Annotated in this window: 21 protein-coding genes and 1 pseudogene; 14 read left to right on the top strand and 8 right to left on the bottom strand. The window is 56.2% G+C overall.

What is annotated here, in order from left to right; genetic code table 11:
- Nucleotides 1-15: 15 nt before the first annotated feature.
- A pseudogene (locus AYM40_RS39655) lies at nt 16-186 on the bottom strand (aminotransferase class III-fold pyridoxal phosphate-dependent enzyme); the annotation flags it as partial.
- A gap of 74 nt (nt 187-260) precedes the next feature.
- Complete coding sequence (locus tag AYM40_RS35385; protein ID WP_063500548.1) at nt 261-521, bottom strand: hypothetical protein; 261 nt, start codon at nt 519-521, stop codon at nt 261-263.
- A 120-nt stretch (nt 522-641) separates the two neighbouring features.
- Here AYM40_RS35385 and AYM40_RS35380 point away from each other — a divergent pair, with 120 nt between their 5' ends.
- The 4 genes from AYM40_RS35380 to AYM40_RS35365 all read left to right on the top strand — a co-directional run bounded on the left by AYM40_RS35380 (nt 642) and on the right by AYM40_RS35365 (nt 6,463).
- Nucleotides 642-2,102, top strand: a complete 1,461-nt coding sequence (locus tag AYM40_RS35380) for a hypothetical protein (RefSeq protein ID WP_063500547.1) — start codon at nt 642-644, stop codon at nt 2,100-2,102.
- A complete protein-coding gene (locus AYM40_RS35375; protein ID WP_063500546.1) occupies nt 2,099-4,018 on the top strand; it encodes a hypothetical protein in 1,920 nt (639 codons plus the stop codon). Before AYM40_RS35380 ends, AYM40_RS35375 begins: the two co-directional genes overlap by 4 nt.
- 473 nt (nt 4,019-4,491) lie before the next feature.
- Complete coding sequence (locus tag AYM40_RS35370) at nt 4,492-6,054, top strand: integrase (RefSeq protein WP_148662405.1); 1,563 nt, start codon at nt 4,492-4,494, stop codon at nt 6,052-6,054.
- The gene (locus AYM40_RS35365; protein WP_063500545.1) at nt 6,047-6,463 is read left to right on the top strand and encodes a hypothetical protein; all 417 of its coding nucleotides are present in this window, start codon (nt 6,047-6,049) and stop codon (nt 6,461-6,463) included. The genes AYM40_RS35370 and AYM40_RS35365 overlap by 8 nt, the downstream gene beginning before the upstream one ends.
- Nucleotides 6,464-7,041: 578 nt before the next feature.
- Here the strand turns inward: AYM40_RS35365 and AYM40_RS43950 are convergent.
- A complete protein-coding gene (locus tag AYM40_RS43950) occupies nt 7,042-7,560 on the bottom strand; it encodes a helix-turn-helix domain-containing protein (protein ID WP_082855478.1) in 519 nt (172 codons plus the stop codon).
- Between the two features lie 344 nt (nt 7,561-7,904).
- Between AYM40_RS43950 and AYM40_RS35355 the strand changes: the two genes are divergently transcribed.
- The 5 genes from AYM40_RS35355 (at nt 7,905) to AYM40_RS35335 (ending at nt 10,557) form a co-directional block, all read left to right on the top strand.
- Nucleotides 7,905-8,534 (top strand): hypothetical protein, encoded by a 630-nt coding sequence (locus tag AYM40_RS35355; RefSeq protein ID WP_063500544.1) that lies wholly within the window; start codon nt 7,905-7,907, stop codon nt 8,532-8,534.
- Nucleotides 8,535-8,537: 3 nt separating this feature from the next.
- On the top strand, nt 8,538-9,008 hold the full coding sequence (locus tag AYM40_RS35350) for a hypothetical protein (protein ID WP_063500543.1): 471 nt from the start codon (nt 8,538-8,540) through the stop codon (nt 9,006-9,008).
- A gap of 159 nt (nt 9,009-9,167) precedes the next feature.
- A complete protein-coding gene (locus AYM40_RS35345; protein WP_063500542.1) occupies nt 9,168-9,572 on the top strand; it encodes a hypothetical protein in 405 nt (134 codons plus the stop codon).
- Complete coding sequence (locus AYM40_RS35340) at nt 9,569-10,087, top strand: HAD domain-containing protein (protein WP_063500541.1); 519 nt, start codon at nt 9,569-9,571, stop codon at nt 10,085-10,087. Before AYM40_RS35345 ends, AYM40_RS35340 begins: the two co-directional genes overlap by 4 nt.
- 254 nt (nt 10,088-10,341) lie before the next feature.
- Nucleotides 10,342-10,557, top strand: a complete 216-nt coding sequence (locus AYM40_RS35335) for a hypothetical protein (protein WP_063500540.1) — start codon at nt 10,342-10,344, stop codon at nt 10,555-10,557.
- A gap of 284 nt (nt 10,558-10,841) precedes the next feature.
- On the opposite strand, the gene AYM40_RS41065 is transcribed toward AYM40_RS35335, so the two are convergent.
- Complete coding sequence (locus tag AYM40_RS41065) at nt 10,842-11,153, bottom strand: hypothetical protein (RefSeq protein ID WP_148662402.1); 312 nt, start codon at nt 11,151-11,153, stop codon at nt 10,842-10,844.
- A 94-nt stretch (nt 11,154-11,247) separates the two neighbouring features.
- The gene (locus AYM40_RS35330; protein WP_063500539.1) at nt 11,248-11,577 is read right to left on the bottom strand and encodes a hypothetical protein; all 330 of its coding nucleotides are present in this window, start codon (nt 11,575-11,577) and stop codon (nt 11,248-11,250) included.
- Nucleotides 11,578-11,922: 345 nt separating this feature from the next.
- Here AYM40_RS35330 and AYM40_RS39645 point away from each other — a divergent pair, with 345 nt between their 5' ends.
- Nucleotides 11,923-12,330: a hypothetical protein gene (locus tag AYM40_RS39645; protein ID WP_082855477.1), complete on the top strand. Its 408-nt coding sequence runs from the start codon at nt 11,923-11,925 to the stop codon at nt 12,328-12,330.
- Nucleotides 12,331-12,459: 129 nt separating this feature from the next.
- On the opposite strand, the gene AYM40_RS35320 is transcribed toward AYM40_RS39645, so the two are convergent.
- Entirely contained in the window at nt 12,460-13,275 is an 816-nt protein-coding gene (locus tag AYM40_RS35320; RefSeq protein WP_063500537.1) for an alpha/beta hydrolase, read from the bottom strand.
- 329 nt (nt 13,276-13,604) lie between these two features.
- Nucleotides 13,605-14,240 carry a malonic semialdehyde reductase gene (locus AYM40_RS35315; RefSeq protein WP_063500536.1) on the bottom strand — a complete coding sequence of 212 codons (636 nt, stop codon included), beginning with the start codon at nt 14,238-14,240 and terminating at the stop codon, nt 13,605-13,607.
- 390 nt (nt 14,241-14,630) lie between these two features.
- On the opposite strand from AYM40_RS35315, the gene AYM40_RS35310 reads away from it, so the two are divergent.
- The 4 genes from AYM40_RS35310 (at nt 14,631) to AYM40_RS35300 (ending at nt 16,891) form a co-directional block, all read left to right on the top strand.
- On the top strand, nt 14,631-15,170 hold the full coding sequence (locus AYM40_RS35310) for a ParB-like protein (protein WP_082855476.1): 540 nt from the start codon (nt 14,631-14,633) through the stop codon (nt 15,168-15,170).
- A gap of 87 nt (nt 15,171-15,257) precedes the next feature.
- The gene (locus tag AYM40_RS35305; RefSeq protein ID WP_063500534.1) at nt 15,258-15,953 is read left to right on the top strand and encodes a VIT1/CCC1 transporter family protein; all 696 of its coding nucleotides are present in this window, start codon (nt 15,258-15,260) and stop codon (nt 15,951-15,953) included.
- A gap of 79 nt (nt 15,954-16,032) precedes the next feature.
- The gene (locus AYM40_RS39640; RefSeq protein WP_082855475.1) at nt 16,033-16,395 is read left to right on the top strand and encodes an SDR family NAD(P)-dependent oxidoreductase; all 363 of its coding nucleotides are present in this window, start codon (nt 16,033-16,035) and stop codon (nt 16,393-16,395) included.
- Between the two features lie 178 nt (nt 16,396-16,573).
- On the top strand, nt 16,574-16,891 hold the full coding sequence (locus AYM40_RS35300) for a P-II family nitrogen regulator (RefSeq protein WP_063500914.1): 318 nt from the start codon (nt 16,574-16,576) through the stop codon (nt 16,889-16,891).
- 583 nt (nt 16,892-17,474) lie between these two features.
- Here the strand turns inward: AYM40_RS35300 and AYM40_RS35295 are convergent.
- Nucleotides 17,475-17,678 (bottom strand): cold-shock protein, encoded by a 204-nt coding sequence (locus AYM40_RS35295; RefSeq protein ID WP_063500533.1) that lies wholly within the window; start codon nt 17,676-17,678, stop codon nt 17,475-17,477.
- Nucleotides 17,679-17,756: the final 78 nt, after the last annotated feature.

The following is a 17,756-nucleotide window of genomic DNA, read 5'->3' as shown; positions in this document are numbered from 1 at the left end:
CAGCCGGCACATCATCAGACCGCCCATCGGCACGTAATTCGACGTCAGACCCTTAGTAATACAGATCATATCTGGTTCGAAGCCGAAGTGCCGATGCGCGAACCACTCGCCGGTGCGCCCGAAACCCCCAATCACTTCGTCCGCGCACAACAGCACGTCGTACTGACGGCAAATGCGCTGGATCTCAGACCCGCCACGCCGGCGGGGGCGGTCTCGGCCGTTACACCAGCAACAGCCTAACGTCATGCTCCGTGAGCGCGCTATTGAAACGGATTCTGCACAATGCCCGGTTTCGCATCGGGCTCGTCCTTCACCTGTGCCGGCAGACTGGCCTGCGCCTGCAGCGCAGCCACCACCGCATCGATCGCTTCCTTCAGCGCCAGCGCAGCCTTCAGGCCGCGCTGGTCCCGAGTCAGCTCCAGCGTTCCGTTCAGCACCACGCGCGTGGTGCCGTTGCTGACGGTGAGTGCATCGCCCTGGATGTTGAGCACGTCGTCATCGTTGGAATAGGGTTTAAACACCTTTCAGTCCTCCCGGTCGCTGATCTTTGAGATTTACGCATAAGTATGCGCAATGTTGCCAACAATCTCAAGTGTTGTAATAATGGACAGAAGTCGCAACTTGCAGGGAGGACGAACTTCATGAATCGAGGGACTGTTGCAGGGCTCGCGAGGCGGATTCTTCTACCTCAATTTACGCTGACCGAGGTTTCCCATGCGGGCGACCCCGATGCGTATGAGGTTTCGGCAACGTCGGAGTCGTATTTTGTGAGGCCGACGATGGTTCCTGTCGGCGGTATCCGGCGCGACGGAAAGCCCCGCTGGGTTAAGCATCGCTTCAATCTGTTTCCAATCGTCCTCGACCGACACGGTGTGCCTTGGGCTGAGGCGGAGGTTTATCTCCTTGCTCGTATGCAGGGCACTTTGAATCCGTTGGCGACCACATTTATGGGAATCGGCGACGATTTGGCCTCGTACCGCCGCTTTCTGGACGAAGAGAAAATCGACTGGCTGGAATTTCCGTCTCTTAAGCAAATGCGGCCTACTTATAGATTCAGTGGGCATCTCACGTTTTGCGTAAAAAGCGAAGAGCTTTCAGCCTCGACGGCGCGTCGCAGGATGGGTACCGTCGTCAGCTTCTATCGATGGCTAATAACGGAAGAGGTATTCGAGCCCGCCTTCCCCGCGTGGAAAGAGCGAGATGTTTACATAAACATCTCCGACGCCCGGGGCTTTCGTCGCCTCAAAAAGGTTTCAAAAACGGACGTGTCTATCAGCGCCCCAAAGCAACGCGACTCGTTTGATGGATATATTGATGACGGTGGAAAGCTCAGGCCGCTACCTCTCGAGGAACAGGAATGGTTGGTGGATGCGTTGGTATCCATCGGCAATATCGAGATGGTGTTAATTCACATTTTCGCTCTCGTGACCGGGGCGCGGATTCAGACTGTCCTTACTATTCGAGTGCGGCATGTATTGATGCAAGAGGGTAGTGATGCAAGCGGCGAAATACGAATGCCGGTTGGTGCAGGTACAGGAATAGACACGAAGAACGATAAACAGATGGTGCTTCATGTTCCACGTTGGTTCTATTCGATGTTGAGTACATACGCAATGAGCGAGCGGGCGACCCGGCGGAGAAGCAAGGCTAAGGGGGGTGACGCGGAAGACCAGTATCTATTTCTCAGCGAGCGCGGCGCCCCGTTCTATCGAAGCAAGGAAGAAGCGATACAGTTTGATGACGAAAACGACCTGCGCCACATGAAGGCTGGGCAGGCGGTCAGACAGTTTATTCGTGACCGCGTACTACCCTTTATTCGCGAGAAGTACAACGTCGCCCACTATCACTATAGATTTCATGATACACGGGCAACCGCTGGCATGAACTGGACGGACGCACAGATGAAGCTTGTCACTGAGGGAGAAATTACGCTGCAGGATGCGCGGAAGTTCGTTGCGGTCCGTATGGGACACGACTCAACTGCGACCACAGACGGATACCTTCAATATCGACGCAATCTAAAGATGGTGCGTGAGGTTAAAGTTCAACAGGAAAGCCATCTGAAAACGCTAACCGAAAAAGCAATGGCGGGTTTGCTGTGAACTATGCCCGGCGCAATATTGAAATCCTGCAATTGCCGTTGATAGCCGACGGGTTTGTCGAACACCCAGAGCGCGCAATATTGCAATTCAAGAAAGGCGAAACCATTGATTTCGGCGCGTTTTGCTACTCCTCTGTAACGGAGGTCGCTAGCGCCCAGAGAGGCCTAAATCGTCCACGTTCTGAGCGCCTCGTGGATGCATCAACGTTTCGCCCAGAAAGAGTCGCGCCAATGCGCGCTGCCATCATTTTCTTTTCTCGCGAGATTAGCCATAGCGCCTACAGTCCGCTTACGGTAGCTTTAGCGGCGAGAACATTCGTGCGGTTTTTGTTTTGGGCAAACGAGAGCGGATTCTCCGATGTGCTGACAAATCGGCCGACACTCAGGCTAGGATTTCGGAGTTTCGTGTCCCATCTCTGGGAAGAGGTGGCCGCGCAGAGAATGACAGAAAAGACGGCCGGTGTGCGAGTCAGCACATTGCGCGAGGTTTTGGCACAGCTTTACGATATCGACGACATTCATCACGGAGTGCGTCTTCCTCGCTCGAGGAAACGGGCCGCGCAGCCAACGGTTCCACCCAGCGAAGAGGACCAAGGCAAAATGCTTGCGCTCTGTCAGGCACTCTTTGATGGTCTGACGTCTCTGTGCCTAGATTTCAAGCCTTATCCCTATCCGCTGGCAGTCCCACGGAGCCTTGGCGCTGCTGATGACAGTATGTGGATTTTTCCGTCTCGAAAGTGGTGCATGCCTCCACATCAGCTTGCAGTTCGTGAAAGCCTGACACTGGGCTATTGGGCCTTCGACTACGGGACCGGTACGATTGCAGAACCAGCGGAAATTGCGCATTACTATTCCCAAGATTATCCCTCGGACCGGTTAAACGCGGCGGCGATTGCTGTCTCGCACGCCCACGCCGCTATCAACGACGCGAACGTCAACGAGCGCAGCGCATATCGCGTCGCCGCCGCGTTGCGGGCCCATCAAGCATTTGTGGTGATGTTCCTCTCGCGGACCAACATGAACTGGGCACAGGTCCGAGAACTACCTTGGGGAGCCGACTACGAAGTAGGCGCGGAACGTCAGGGCTTCCGGGCGGTGAAGGCCCGAGCAGGAGGGAAAGTTGTCACGTTCGAAATACAGACGGTTTTTCTTCCGGAACTCCGAAAATTTCTCAAGCTGCGTGAATATCTGTTGAACGGAAGTGAGTACGAGTATCTTTTTATGATTTGCGACGGCCAAACGGGAAAGTTCGAACCGTTGCAAGCGAAGACACAGGACCACATTGCGGCTAGCTTGAGGCGAATCGACCCAAACGTACCCAACATTAAATCGCGGAAATGGCGCGCTGGAGGCGGCGACTGGATGCTTCGCCGTGGCGTTGACACGGAGACTGCGTCTGTGATTCTGCAAAATACAGAGTCAACCGTACGCAATAGCTACGCGGAAGGCTCGCCGATTGTCCAGATGGAAGAGCTAGGGGCATTTTTCGATAGCATCCAAACTGCGGTGATTGCCAAGGGATGTGAGGTTCAGAACGGAGTCGCGCGCCCGGTCGGACTGTGCTCAGATTTTGGTGCCCCGACTCAAAGCGAGCAAGCGGCCGTCGTACCGGATTGCCTAAGTAACGAGGGCTGCTTCTTCTGCAACAAGTTCAGGGTACACGCGGACGAAGATGACACGAGGAAACTAGTCAGTTGCCGGTATGTCATCCAGCGGACAGCGACGACCCACGATGAAGAACAGTTTTCGTCCATTTTTTCGCCGATTTTCAAACGCATCGAGGACCTGCTTGCGGAGATTGATAGGTTGAGCCCGGGTCTTGTCGGTGCAGTGACGCTGGAAGTTGAAAATGGCGAACTCGACGCCTATTGGGCCAGAAAGCTGGAAATGTTAATCATCCTCGAGTTAGTTTCATGAACTCAAGTACCGAAAGCCTTTCGCAACTGATATCGTCAGTCCCCCTGGTAGGCGCCTCTGCCATAGGCCAACCTCCTGCCGACGACACCGTCGTGAGCCGACGTGGTGACGGCACGGTCGCCTCTAGGTACGAGAATATGATTTGGGACTGGACCACATATGCGGACAGGGGGCGAAGCAGCCCCTTGAATTTCGCGTTCTGGCGAAAGAAAGACCCGGAGACCACCGCTCGGGCCGGACTCGTGCGTGAAATGAAGTTCCTACTCTATCTTGTTATTTGGAGGAGGGACGGTCCACCGTTCTCATATCGAACGCTTAAACAGCGTGTCGGCTTGCTTCGCGCCATAGCGCGACGATGCGAAAGTCGCGAGCGGACAATCCAAGACTTCCTTACCGATGAAGGTGAAGTTTTGGAGTTCTCGTCCGACACTAGTCCCGGAGCGTTGCTAGGCCTCCCGGGACTTCTCGAGGACTTGGCGACCTTAGGGCTTGAAGAAGTAGGTTACCGCGTCGCGGGTGACAAGGTGCAGCAATCGCTAAGGGTGATTCTTGGGCAGTACGGGGATTCTCTGAAGCAGGTTCCACCGATTCCTACCAGAATCTATACGCATATCCTGTCGACGCTCCGCCAAAAGCTGGAAGACTTCAATGCGGTGTTGGACCGGTTCCTAGACCTGACTAGGAAGTGCTACGCCGACCCGAGACTGGGACGAAGTAAGGGGTTGCAAAATGGCAAGGGTAAAGAACTGGGGGAAGCCTACATGTTCACCATGCCGGAACTTCTTAATGAATACGGTCTCAAGGAGTATTTTCACTCTAACGACATTTCCGCCGACGTTAAAGGCATTTCCAACTGGCTCCATACCATGCAGACGGTGGCTCGCCTTGCAATTCATGCATACAGTGGTATGCGCAACGAAGAGGTTTCAGCGCTCACGTGCGATTGCCTCGAGACATCGAAGAAAAATGGGCGCCTTCACTACATAATAAACGGAATTACCTCCAAGCTTACAGGGGGCACGCCAAAGAAGGCGAGTTGGGTAACCGGCAACGTCGGGGCTAGTGCCATCGAGATAGCGCAAAAAATCGCGTCCATCGTGCATGCGGTCGTCGTAGGCGACGCAGAAGAAGCGATATCGCCAGGTGCCGCACCGCTAATGCCAGCCATATCGCATCTTGGCTTCGGGGGGCGGCTACCAAAATCCGACGGTAACGGTCTCGTGACTAGCGTTCTTGGCCTGAGCGAAATGCCACGTTTGCGTTCGAGCCTGCAGCCGTTAATTACGGAAGCTGACCTGCTTGAGCTTGAGCACATCGACCCACATCGAGCGTGGCGCACCGAAGAGAATTTCGTTGTCGGTACACCCTGGAAACTGACAAGTCATCAACTTAGGCGTTCGCTCGCCTTGTATGCACAGCGCTCTGGCTTGGTTTCTCTTCCATCACTTCGCCGACAGCTTCAACACATAACGGAAGAGATGTCTCGTTACTACGCTCGTGGGTCGGTCTTTGCAGAAAATTTCATAGGTGACTATAAAGCGCATTTCGGCCGAGAATGGCAGTCGACTCAGCCGGCGTCGGCTGCACTAAGCTATATAAAAAATGTTCTGCTTGGTGATGAGGTATTGTTTGGAGCTCACGGCAACTGGATTGAACACCGGTTGAAGGACAACGATGGTGTCGTAGTGTTCAATAGAGAGCGCACGATGAGGCGCTTCAAAAAAGGTGAGCTGGCATATCGTGAGACGAGCATCGGCGGATGCACGAGCACTGAGAAGTGCGACAAGCTGCCGCTGAGCTGGTTGAACGTGGAATGCGTGAACGGTTGCAAAAATCTTGTCGGACGCCTGCCCAAATTGGAGCGGGTCATTGTCGCGCAGTCGAACTTGGTCGATGCGCTTGACCCGACATCCCCGGGGTACAGGATGGAGAAGGCCGACCTTGAAGTTCTGGTGAGCGCTCGGGACAAAGTAGTAAAAAGGGAGTTCGCGAGGAATCATCGGAAGAGAGGTGGTGAAGGAGAGATGCGTGACTGACGGCAAAGGCCCACTTGAGGATTATTTCACTGCACTTGATAGGCTGAAGTCAGGGAAGTCGACGATAGTCAATAAAGGAACCCGCATAACAAACGACGCGGTCTCTGTTGAGGCGGGGCGCGCGAAAGGGAGCATAAAAAAGTCGCGAGCGATATTCGCGGATTTGATTCTGGCCATCGACGAGGCAGCAGGCGAACAATCGAAACCGGCGAAGGAGAAGCAAGAAGCGCTATCGAAGAAAAAGGATGAAATCAGGCAGTTACGGCTGGCGCTTGATGCCTCGCTGGCGAGGGAGGTCTCCCTGTTACACGAGTTATTTGAGGCGAAGAAGAAGCTGAATAAGCTTACTGCCGAAAAGGTGATACCGATTCGGAGAACGCGTCGGAAGTCGACCGGAGAAGACTCATAGGGTTTAGAGTGCACTGGGAGTTACGCGCTTCGACACGTCGGCCCCGGTCCGAGCCGGCGTCCAGTGGTGGTTCCTCAGGCGCTTTGAGAGGACGGTTCCGACAAAACAGCGCGACACAACGCGCCCGCCTTAGCGCAAATAGTTCGGGCACTTCTTCACGATGTACCTTGGGATTCGCATAGCAACTTGCCCGCAATATGTTCTGGTGCAGGTCTCCGCTCACAACCTCCCGCGCAATCACACGGGTTCGCGTCCCGCGTCCAATTGGGCGCCAAGGCTCTTCTAGGCATTCACCACACTGATGACCTTGGTCGGCGCGCACACCTACCGCCCTCGAGTAACCAGTTATGGACGTAGCCGTAAGTGATTGTTCTATATAGCGATTAGGCTGTCGTCTGGATGTCCATGCTGATGTGTCCGCCTAGTTCTGTTTTCGGTGCGGATGTCCACAGCCGTTATCCGTTCCGCTCACGTGTCCGTTGGTTCTCCCTACTTCGTTCTCGACTTAACTCGCTTTATGGGCGTTGGCCACCGAAGTGCCGTCGGTCCGGATATTGGTGCCGGCGCGGCGCTGTACGCTAGGTTTCTTTCCGAGTTTTGCGGACGAGCCTCTGCATGTCTACTTCGAGCTCACCCGGTTCAAGTGGCTGTAGCAATGTTTCAATTCCAACCCCAAGCGCGAATGCGATTGCTTCAACATCGGAAAGGCTCGGATTGACTACCTGCCTCTCCAAGTTCCCGACGTAAGTCCGGAAGTGCCTCGACTGTACGGACAGCGTTTCCTGGCTTACACCAAGGGCGGCCCTAACCTTGTTTACATTCCGTGCAATTCGCTCAAGTGAGGGGCGATTGTCGGCGCTCGCGCTCGCGGGTAACCCGCTTGTAATCAATTCGAGTATGTCGACATCTAGCACCCGGGCGACCTGGTCCAACGTAGCGAATCGGGGATTTGACTTGCCGCGTTCCATGGCCGTTATAGACGGGCGCGACACGCTTGACATCCTCGCCAATGCATCTTGCGTCATGTCTCGCAGGTCTCGTAAAGCTCTTAGTCGTTGGGCGAGCTGGGTAGCTGCAGCGGATGGTTGCTTTTGCATAGCCGCGCAAGCATTCCCCACCACGATAGTTTTTTCTAGATATAAAGAAATAGCACTCTTGTAAATAGCACTCTATAAACTATACAATGGGCTTTGTGATGCGTGCGGTGGGCGCGATACCGAGGAAACGCAACGACGTCGCTCCCGGGCCGGCTACTTCAGCGATACGCCTAATTGAGACGCACAGTTCGACTTGCTGTTCGCCGCAGAAATGTCAGAGGGCGCAGACCTCTAGGGTTCTGCGATGTGTACAAATTACTGGCCCAAACGTTATCTGCGCAGCGTTCTACGGTTCCGGGCTGCGCTGAACCGGAGGGCAATCCATGCGGGTTCGACGGTAACGGATGTTTGCAACGCAGTTTCGCTACTGGTGGGAAGAAAACACTTACCTCGCCGAGATACAAATGGAAAACAGCGCTGGCGACGAGTTCGCGGCGCTATACGACCCGGACGTTGGGATATGGAAGGTATGGCAAGACGAAGAGTTGGTTGCGGTAATCGGCGGCAGCGTGCATCCCGACGAGGAGCGGGGACTTGGTCTCGGTATCTTCTTGATGAACTTCGAGGATGCGGTGAAGTCGCTCGTGGCAAGAGAGGTTAAATGCGGTTATTTCGGATGGCCGGCGCGTCGCCACGACACACGCGGCAGGCGTCCCGAGCCTGATGGCTCGCAATCTATCACCACAGGACATACCTCGAATCTCGACGGTTGGTATGCCCGAGACGGCGAATACGAGTTAGTGCTAATGCCTGACTCGTCGCTGATAGCGCGAATTGGCGGGGCAGAGCCGGCGAATGCAGCAGACGGCACGTTGCGATGGCGGCTAGACGATAACGCGCGTTTCGAGCTCACCACGAGGACGAATTGGGACTGTCATCCTGCGGGGAATTTGGACTGGATTTACCGGCTGGCACTCGCCATCGTCGCTAGCCAGCATGTTGGTGATGTGAACTGGCGTGACTGGCAAATCTGATAGATGTTCATCATGAAAGCTCAAGTCACCGGCGCAGGCATCGGCGAAGCATGGAAATGGACCGCTACGGCATACCGCCAGGAGATGAACGCACACTCTGATGTCCTCGGCGAACCGTCGGTGCTATTGGGAGAGTGTTTCGCCGAGACATCTGGAGCGGGCGACGGGACCCTTTTGAGGGAAGTAATCGCATCGATGTTGAAGCGTCTTGAGGCGCCGAATGATGGAGGTGCAACAACGCCTCAAGAAAGGCGGGCCCCGATGACAGCGATGACCATTGTCATTCGGGTCGGCCGCCGTGCACGTCCTACGGAGGCAATCACAATCATGCGGTTTGACGTTGTTCTCAAAGACGGTCTGGTCTACACCAGCGTCATGAGGGAGGACGCACCACGCATGGACATAGAGCCTATATCGTGCGGAAGGGACGCACATATTTGGAGCATCTTTCGCGAAGTCCTACTGCGTCTGTGAAGGATGATACCCCAGAAATTACAGGAGGCGCGGCGAGCGTGCGTGGCGTTCCGGCGGGCGAATTGAAATTGTAACGTAAGCACTACGATGTAGATGACTTTGGCTACAAGAATATTCGTTGTTATCCGAATCAACGAACAGAAGTAAAGGAGCAGCTATATGAGCATCGGAAAGGTGAAGCCGCTGACGGAAGAGCACGACATTGTCCTGATTCGTTGGCGAGTATTGCGTGCAGACAATGGGACGGACCGTCTGGTTGGAGCGCGTCTCGATGACTTTGACGGCCGGGTCAGTTCCGCACTGACTGAGTTCGATAGAGAACGAATGGTAGCCACCACGCGCTCCGGGCGTGTGTATCTATTACAGGGTCCGCCCGGCTATAACGCCGATGCGGAATACGTGTGGGAGTTTGTTTGCAAGCGCGACGGAATCAAAGAGTTTGCTGACGTAACGCGAGAATACTATCCAGCATCGGATGTTGACGCGAACAACGTCACCGAACCATCGGCGGCCCCATCTACGACCGGTACCCAGCATTCGTCACCGATACCTAAGGCCCAGTGACTAGGATTCAACTCGTTTTCGACGCGCGAGCGCCGACCCTCTACCTAGATATAGACGGTACGCTGCACGCCGGTTCTGCGGTCATCGATGACGCCGGGCTCGTCGCACTTGAGAGCAGGCGGGAGTTGTTCGAATTCGCCCCGGTGCTCGTTGAACTGCTTGCACCGCACCAGCGCGTTCAGATTGTACTGACCACGTCCTGGCTGCTGCTTATAGGCCGTAACGGTGTTGTTTCGCACCTTCCCGAAGCCCTACGTTGCCGAGTGGTTGACGACACTATGAGAATCAGGTCGAGGATGGGCGAGGTGCGGGACGGCACCGACCGCGTATCCAAAATCCTACGCCACGTTTGGTCTCACGGAGTGAAGACCTGGCTCGCGCTCGACGACAGGGCATGGGGAGTGCCGGCTGGTTACGCCGAACATTTCGTTCATCTCTCCCCCGAAAGCGGCGTTAGTTCGCCCGATGCGCGTTCGCGGATTGAATCTTGGCTGCGTGAGCAGCAGGAGCAGTAGCCTCATTTCGAAGGGGAGACGATTTCCTCTTGCTTATGTGATTTCGAGTTCTGGCGGCCTGCAAATGACCAATACTGTTGCAAAGGACAGGAACTGGGCCGAAGCTCGTGACCTACGAACGCGAGCGCACCATCACCCGAGACCGTGGCGTCATTAAGACGACAGGAAACTGTTGCGTCCCGAAAGTGATGAAATGGTGCTGCGCGCGTTTCTCGTCACTACGACAGTTTGCGCAAACAGAGGAGGGATGCTCCATGAGCCCCGACGCTTACGAACGTGCGATACAACGGATTGATGCGGAATTTGACATCCCGCAGTACGACGTATCAGGTCTCATTCGCCTAATTCGCGCAAATGACGGACGGCTACCTGCCGACAAGTATGAGCGATTCGGGTATCTGCCAGACGCCGTCCTGCAGCGAATCGAGGCCATCGTCCGCGAGGTTTTTGGAATTGGAATCGACGGCTAGCGGCCGTGCGCTATACCTTGCAATGCCACGATTGCGGGGCTTCGGTGAGTGGGTGTCCGATTTTGTCCCAAGGTCCCGACCGGCTAGTTCAGGAAAGTGGGTCTTCGCGTCAGGCATGAAAGCCATGGACCTACCGCATTCTTACAACATTCGAACGACGCGAACAGAAGTGCGGTTAAGACCTGACGTCAGCTTGTTCTAGCTTCCCCACTGAAATTGCTAAACCGGCTAACACATAAAAACAAGTGCTGTACGCATAACATCAAGGAGGTAGCGCAACTCGTCTACGGATTCGCTGTGTTTTTGACCTTCCTCAACCTGGCAGTCATGTGATGAAAGACATTGCTTCCAATCAGCTCTATCTGCTCGGCTTCCCGTTCGCAATCGTGATTGTGATGGCCTTGCTGGTCCTGGCGATTCGAGCGGTCGTTCGATATGTAGTGGTCACGCGCGTTCAGCGAAAGAGGCCGGGGGACGACACGTAGGTCAAGGCCTTTCAGCCGCCGCAGAAAATCGCCGAGACAGAGAAAGCGCTCAGCCGCAGGTAACCATTTCTCGACCTGGCGACGCCGAGACTGCTTGTTTGTGTTTTTCATGCTCCCCTCCAGCAAGTCTGGGGGCAACCGACCCTGGGGAAGGCGTAGACCGCCCACCCCAGTTCCGCGCCTTGTCTACCATCGGCGATAAGCGCTATTGGCCAATCTGGCCGCTTACGCGGTTTTCCTGCTGATTCAACGCGTAGTTTTCTCGCCGGGTGATATGGCTGCCGTCCTGGCTTGCCATATCGCGCTCCTCCTGCCGAATCTGATGGTCATCCCGATGCAGTCTCGCCGCCTCGGCGTGCGACATGTCGCCTTCCCGTACTTCCTGGTGAATGCGACGGTCCTGATTCGCGAGGCGATGGTTGACCTCAACACGGCGTGGGTGCGTCGCATCCCAGTTGGTTTGCGCCGAGGCGGTGCCGGCGAATGAAAAGGCAAGTGCTGCAACAGCGGCAAGTTTGTAGGCAATGTCGTGCATGTTCGTCTCCGATTCAGTTGAAGGGACGGCTTCTGGCCGTTCATCTCCTTAACGTCTCGGACGGAATTCCTGAGAAGGCTCGGGACGAGGTAGGCGTTTCAAATTACACGTCTCGTTACACACAAACACACTGGTAATCTGCGCTCCAAATATAGTGCGTTCACAACTGACAAGTGAGGCACGTTATGAAACGAATCATTGCGCTGATGCTGATGGCCGTATGTCTTGGAACCGCGCTGGGCGGCTGCATCGTTGTGCCTGCAGGCGGCTACTATCACCGCTATTAACTGTAGCTGACTAGCAGCCATTCAACTGTTCAACCGTACATATCTGACCACGCAAATCATGACCATCTTACGTAGCCGCTGGTTCGCGATGACACTCGTCGCCGGCCTTGGCATTGGCGTATCGTCCGTCGCTCTCGCGCATGTCGATGTTGGAGTCAACATTGGCATCCCGGGTGTCGCGTATGCACCCGAGCCGGTCTACGCACCGCCGCCACCGGTGTACGTCGAACCTCCTGCTGCTGTTGTCATCAGTCCGGGATGGTATAGAGACCGCTATTACGACGGGCATCGTTATTGGGACCGTAGGGAGTGGGAAGAGCACCATCATGATGAACGGGAGTGGCACGATGCTCGGGACCATTACGATGGGCGTCGTGGTGACTGGGGCCATGACCACGACGGCGGTGGCCCGAGAGATGGCTGGCACCGTGACCACTGGGATGGCGACGAGAGGCACGACCATTGACACGAACGGCGCTGGTGTTGCATTCGGCGTGCGGAGACTTCCGCAGGTTCATCCCGTACCGCGCGCGTAACGCGGTGGCTGCGGACGTCTTCGGCGAGAGACGCGGTTGTCGTGGCACGCGCGGATTTGCTATTGCGCTGGCGCCACCTGCAGCCAGCAAAAAACGTCTCGCCAACGGTCGGTGGTCATCGAACTGAACCAGTCATTGTGACCGGCGCCGGGCAATAGCAGGAGCTGCGCATGAGGATGCAGGCGGGCAAGCCGCTCAGCGTGCCACACGGGGATGAGTGTATCTTGCTCGCAACCGACTACAACGACCCGACCTACATAGTGCTTCAGCGCGTCGACCGAATCGAACGGGCTATGCAATATCCATCGAACTGGAAACAGCCGTAGCTTCTCCGAGGCAACATTTTCCAGCGAATCCCACGGCGTGATGAGCAGCACACCGGCGACCGCTGACTCGTTGCCGGAGACTACTTGTGCTGCCATGCCGGCACCCAGCGACTCGCCGGCCAAAAATACAGGTCCTGTCCATTGGGCCCTGGCGTCGGAAAGCGCGCTTCGCGATGCTGCCAAAGCCGCTCTCATCGTTCGCGCGCCCGGTCTTCTGCCATGGCCGGGATACTCGACCAGGACAGCCCGGTATCCAACACGCACAAACACTTCGGCAAGAGACTGCTTGTTCTCCGCCGACTCTGCGTTACCGTGATAGACGAGGACCGTTCCAACCGGTTCGCGGCCATCTGGGGTGACCACATATCCTGAGTACCCGCCGCTGGGATACCACGCTTGGACCTCATAGTCCCCATGATGTCCCGACCGGATATCAGTCACGCTTGGGACCGGAGGGAGCAGCAGCCGGTCCTGGAAAACGTAAAGGGCCACCGCCGCCACAACGTAGACGACGAGCGCAAAGCGGAGGGCAGAAAATAACAAGGACATATTGCTTGCAATGTGTGCGCGTGGTCTGCGCGCATGCGCTACTACTTCGTTCCTGGTCTTGCCGTTAATTTGCGGTCGTATCGCCGGGCACGTACTTCACTGCCGCTCGTTAAAAAAGCCGCAGCGCGACTGGGATGCCATCGCGAGGAATGGTGAATAGTGCTGGCGTGTCTTTCCGGCTAGGGGAGGATTAGCGGGGCGATGAGCCCTGCTTTTTCCCTGGCTTCTCCGATTAAAAAGCGGTCCTTGTGAGGTAAGCGGCGTAAGGTACGCCGGGTTGAAACAACAATCGTACAAACGCGAGCAAGTTCCTCCGGATGCGTCCCGGGTCATAAAAGCGTGCACGCCTGGTCGAAATCGAGGCGCGGGCCGCGCGGGTGGAGATTGGAAGCATCGCCGTATCCCAGGTTGCACAAGAAGTTCGATTTGAGGTGACCTTCCGGGAAGAACTCTTCGTCGGCATCCCGGTCGCTTTTCCCTCCTCCAAAAAACTCCTCGTCGACCTTCGCGTTATCGAAGCCGGACATCGGTCCGCAATCGAGCCCCAGGGCACGAGCGGCGAGAATCAGATAGGCCCCTTGCAGAGAGGAATTGCGCCTCGCGGTCGTGTCGACCAGTTCCGGCGCACTTGCGAAGTGGTCACGCATGCCGGGATTGTGCGGAAAAAGCGTGGGCAGCTTTTCGTGAAAATTCAGGTCGTAGGCGATGATGGCCGTCACGGGGGCGCTTATCACCTTGTCTACGTTCCCGGGGGAGAGGGCCGGCACCAGCCGTTCCTTGGCCTCTTTCGTGCGGAGGAAAACGATTCTTGCCGGGTTACAGTTGGCGCTCGTGGGAGCCCACTTCATGAGGTCATAAAGTTGCCGCAGTGTTTCATCGGCGACCGGTTTGTTCAGCCACACGCTATGCGTGCGCGCTTCACGGAACAGGAGATTGAGCCCATCATCATTCAATATGTTGTTCATGAAACCTCCTTGAATGGCAGACTGCGGTGAGCGCGCACGGCGCAGTCCCGCATGGCGGAATTATAGTTTCAACAACAAGGTTGGTTCCGTCGAGCCGGAGCAACGTGGAACCCTTCGCGGTCCACCTCAAAAATGACGCGGCATAACTTATGCGGACGGTTGGCCCGACATCAATGTCTAGGGCGATGGTCGATGTCCCAGAAATGCGCGTGCACGTGTAATACCTCGCGCGGATTGCTTCCCGACCAGAGCCGAATCGCTGGTTGACGTACTCGGCTGCTGACACCAACATAATATTGGCCCTCATGTCGAAAATCGGCAGACCAGCCAGATTGGGCAGCAAGCCGTTGATGACGGAGTCGTTTCTTGATTGGCAGGCTGGTCAGTCCGATGCCGGCATACGGGTCAACCTTGCATTGGCGACAACACGGCGATGACCTCAGATGGGCCATCAAGGCGCTACCGATGCCTGCTGTCCTCGGCAGGGATGGGAAACACTTTATCATTTACCACCATCACCTCGGACGTGCGCTGTGGGACGCTCAGGTTGAGTATGCCTACGTGGAGGTGGTGTGCGACGTTTCCAAGCTCGCCACGGAGGCGTTCTGGAACGAAATGGCGTTGAAGCGCTGGGTGCACCCGTATGACGAGCAAGGAATTTTGCACGGGATAGCGGCCGTCCCCGGTCATGTGTCAGGTCTGGTAGACGACCCGTTTCGCAGCCTGGCTGCATTCGTCAGGGACGCTGACGGTTATGCCAAGACGCCAGAGCCATTTGCGGATTTCCAGTGGGCCGATTTCTTCCGGACTCGCATCCGACTTTGGACCACTTCGTTTCAGTTTACTGCGGCTGTACATCAGGGCGAATACCTCGCGAAAAGCCCGGATGCCAGAGTGCTGCCAGGCTTTATTGGCGGCAAAAAGCGGTAGGTCGCCTGGATGCACGGCGCTGGGTGCTCAGCTTCACTGTGCGTTCGGTCGAGGCTGATAGGTGAGAGCTTCGAACGTTGAGGAAATATGGCCAGGCGACATAGGGAACAGCATCGTCTTGAAACCATTGGCTGGTTGCGTGCTGCGGTTCTCGGAGCCAATGATGGCATCGTATCGACTGCCAGCCTCGTTACCGGCGTAGCATCAGCACATTCCTCTCATGGAAGCATTGTGCTCACGGCCGTGGCCGGGCTGGTTGCGGGGGCCATGTCGATGGCGACTGGCGAATACGTATCTGTTTCTTCGCAGGCGGATACTGAAAAGGCAGCTTTGGTCCAAGAGCAGGCCGAACTCGAGGCTGACTTTCCGCGCGAGCATCGAGAATTGACTGCAATCTATGTGCGTCGCGGTCTGGCTTTGCCGCTTGCCAAGCAGGTTGCCGAAAAGCTGATGGCCCACGACGCGCTTGGCGCTCACGCACGTGATGAGCTGGGCATTTCGAAAGTGACGTCCGCCCGACCTTTGCAAGCAGCACTGGCTTCTGCCTGCAGCTTTTCGGTGGGCGCAGCCTTGCCGGCTATCGTTGCCGCAGTTGCGCCCGAACCGGTGCTGGTTCCACTTATAGTCTTCTCTGCCTTGGTTTCGCTAGCCTTTCTGGGCGGCCTGGCCGCAAAAGCGGGCGGAGCGAAAGTCGGCCCTGGCGTTGTCCGCGTGGTCTTCTGGAGTGCTTTGGCAATGGGTGTGTCTGCAGGTGTCGGCGCCTTGTTTGGTGCGGTAGCCTGAGGCGCCGCGCTCGCGTCGTGTCGGCTCGGGCGCCCAACCAACATCTCACGGGCCATCCAAGGCGCGCGGGCAAAGAAATCTGGCGGATGGAGCGAACGCCGAGCGAGTTTTCCGCTGCGAACACGGCGACGCCGGCGCGTCTAGCTATTGCGCGACGAAATTTGCCGTAGAAGGCATCACCGAGTGCTTGGCCATCGAGGTCGCCCCGTTGGGGATTCATGTGACGGTAGTGGGGCCAGGATACTTCAGCACTGAGTATCTCAGCGGCATTCCGTCAAGTACGCGAAAAAAGCAATCGACGCATATGCTGCGACGGCGCGGGCTACACGTGGAGCAACGGTCGCTGTCAATGGAAAAGAGGCCAACGACCCGAAGAAGCTGGCGCAGGCACTTATCACGCTTGCCATGTCGATACGCCGCCGTTGCGCTTGCAATGCTTTGAAGACCGGATTGCAGTAACTTGCCCGGTTCCCGAAGGTATGGCAGAGATAGACTATCAGATGCTACAAGACGGAGTTCGAGATGCAGGGAAGATTCAGGCAGTAGTTGATGCAAGATGGGCGCCGAAGGGGTAGCAGCGCATGACGTCCTTCCATCAAGGAGTCAACGAGGAGCAAGACATGGAACTTAAATGTGTTGTGGCGGTTGTTCGGCCGGACGCTCTGCAAACTCTGGAAAAGAGGCTCGGCGCTATTGATATCCACGGCATAACCGTCAGCAAGGTAAAAGGGTTCGGCGCGCATCCAAACCTGTTTGCCGATGATTGGACGACCGAACACCTCAAAATCGAAATTTTCGCCCAGGCATCGGACGTTGAAACCCTCGTAAGAGCAATCATGGATATCGCGCACGTCGGGCCGGCCGGCGACGGCATAGTCGCGATTATTCCCGTCGAAAGGTTTTTCCGCGTCCGCACGCAGTCTGAGGCAATACCTTGACCTGATGGCTCACGCCGATGGTCCTGAGTGCGCTCGCCCCGGCTCTGGCACGGGAGGCCGAAAAGGACAACGGTGCAGACTGGGTTCGTGCGTTGCTCGGTGAAATGAGCCGGTCTTGTCGCCGGCCATTCCATCGGAGCTAAATGGCACACGAACAGCATCAACCTTGCATCTCGGCCTTCGACGCATGAGCGACGGCTTGCGACCACTGCGTCGCTTCCCGTTTGTGAGAGGAACATGCGACCGAAATGGCCGAACGCATAAAACTCGATGTCGATTGCGCGGCGGTCTGCCGCCTTGCATCCGGTGGCATGGTATGCAGCCGCCGCCACGCGACGGCTATCTGTGCCTTGTGCGCGCAGGTGTGCTGCGTGCGCCGCAGAATGCAAGGAGCATCAGGAGGAGCATTGCAAACGCTGTACGGGAGCGTGTCGCAAGTGTGCCCGCGAACGCCTAGCAAAACCGCGAAGCCTGGCGGCAGAAAAAACTCTGTCAGTCGGCAATGCTCACATTGCTATGTGCCGTCGAGAAAGCACAATGCCCGGCGAACCGGGCACTTGCGTTGCAAAAGAAGAGCTGGCACTTAGGCCGGCGTGATGTTTGCAGCCTGCTTGCCCTTCGGGCCTTGCTTCACTTCGAAGCTCACCTTCTGGTTTTCCTGGAGGGATTTGAAGCCGTTTCCCTGGATTTCAGAAAAATGCGCGAACAGGTCTTCGCCGCCGCCGTCCGGCGTGATGAAGCCAAAGCCCTTTGCATCGTTGAACCACTTCACAGTACCTGTTGCCATTTTCCTGAATTTTCCAAAAAGTTTTGTCTTGTTGTCACATTCAGCGGAACGGCAGAACGTGACGCCTTCTTTGTACCA

Source organism: Paraburkholderia phytofirmans OLGA172 (genome assembly GCF_001634365.1).
Lineage (GTDB): Bacteria > Pseudomonadota > Gammaproteobacteria > Burkholderiales > Burkholderiaceae > Paraburkholderia.
This window is presented reverse-complemented; position numbering and strand designations above follow the sequence as displayed.